2 protein-coding genes are annotated in these 1,800 nt (G+C 30.4%); both read left to right on the plus strand.

The annotated features are described in order from the left end of the window. Positions 1-424: 424 nt before the first annotated feature. Entirely contained in the window at positions 425-892 is a 468-nt protein-coding gene (locus tag MWU56_RS16410; protein WP_247046492.1) for a hypothetical protein, read from the plus strand. A gap of 125 nt (positions 893-1,017) precedes the next feature. Next, complete coding sequence (locus tag MWU56_RS16415; protein ID WP_247046495.1) at positions 1,018-1,662, plus strand: hypothetical protein; 645 nt, start codon at positions 1,018-1,020, stop codon at positions 1,660-1,662. The last annotated feature ends 138 nt before the right edge of the window (positions 1,663-1,800 follow it).

A 1,800-nucleotide genomic window follows, 5' to 3' on the forward strand; every position in this document is an offset into this window, starting at 1 on the left:
TATCGACTCCGAAAGTTTCTTTATATTTATTCATAAGAAATGATTTTATGAAAGAGCAGACTACCTTGGCCACAACAACTTGAAAACGAGATCTAAGGTCTCACAGAACTGAACGTGCTTGGAGTAGTAAAAGAGAGGGGGTTATCAATGTTGTCGAAGTCCAAAGCTTCACCGTATAAACTAACCTTAATTCTCTCTTTTGTTCTTTCTGATTTATACTATCAATTTAAAGAGAATCAAACTTAAGATGTATAAAAATAATAGCGGTTTTAGTGCTAAATCTAAAGTAGGTAAATATTAAAAAGGTCAGTGTTTAACCGAAAAGTTAGTGTTTTTTAATCCGCTACTATTCTTATACTAGACCGTTGGCAACAATATGAAAATCAACGCAGATTCCTACATAACAAACACTCTTGTTTACCGATTGAGTAATTACTCATACGGAATCGGAATTTTATTGACTTTAATACTACTGACTTTTTATTGGACAGATGAAAACAATCCCGAAAATGGAACTATATTCTTGATATTCGGAATTCTAATATTTTTATCACTCATAGTTGGACGAATCGCTCGAATTGTCTCGGGTGGATATTTTTGGCATCATATCAAAAATGACTTTAAGATAAATCAAGACTCTATCGAATTAGAAAATGAACGATATGAATTCGATAAAATAAAATTGCTCAAGTTTAACATAACGGATTATGAAAAACGAAAACCCTTCTTATATCAACATATTCTAAAAGACACACGGAATATGATAAAATTTGTGACTACCGAAAATATTATTCAAGTACATTTCAAACCCGAAAATAAATCTGAAAATGAATATTTGACTGAATTAAAAAAAATGCGGAATGCTAAAAATACTGTTGCCAACAATGTATAACCGCAATTACGGCGGATTCGACTACGTCCGAATCCACTCGGAATTGCTAAGGTCAGTGCTAAACCGAAAATTAACGCATACTAACCCGTAACTGACGGTTATACGAGACCGTTAGCTACAATTAGATGAAAAACATTTTAATAATATTATTTATAACATTCAATTCAATTGCATTTGGACAATCAATTGAGCTAGAAAATATTGAATTATTTAAAACAGAAATTACAAAATCTGACACAACCGAAATTAACATTTTTGGAAAAAAAAATTTAGGAAACGTTTATAATTTAAAATCTAAAGTTAATGTACAAGTATCTTGTTCTGTTACTTCAGGAGAATGGGAAGACAAAGTAAATGAATACAAAATTTCAATTGTGGAAGATTCTAACTGTGAATTATTAGATTCAATTTATGACAAAATTTCTAAATATTGGATTAAACAAGAAAAATGGTCTAATAAGTACAATGCAAATGGAGATTTTTCTACATTACCTGTTCGTGACGGATTCTATAAAATAAATAAGAAATTAATAATACCAATGGTTAAATCTGAACACGAAAGAGAAGGTTCTGCTTTTCAAGTCTTTTGGTATAAAAATCATTTATATAAAGTTGAATTAATAAAATCAGGTGGATATGGAGGGTTATCTTCTTTTATTGAACAGAACCTTGAAATAAAAGAGGGAAAACGAATCTACAAACTGAGTAATTTAGTTAGATATTTAGACGAAACGAAAAAACTGATTAATAAAAAGAAAAACTGTAGCTAACAAAGAACTGAGGTAAAAAACAAGTAAATTCTTCTTTAATCCGAAACACTATTGTTCCAGGCCCATAGATCCATAAATCAAATTCCCCGGGCCATTTCTATGCTGTTTTTATCAAAAACTACCTTGGCAACACCGAAA

It is taken from the genome of Allomuricauda sp. F6463D (assembly GCF_023015965.1).
GTDB lineage: Bacteria > Bacteroidota > Bacteroidia > Flavobacteriales > Flavobacteriaceae > Flagellimonas.

What these genes read in the sequence shown, in the direction of transcription:
- MWU56_RS16415 (WP_247046495.1), top strand. Translation starts at nt 1,018, where the DNA reads ATGAAAAACATTTTAATAATATTATTTATAACATTCAATTCAATTGCA.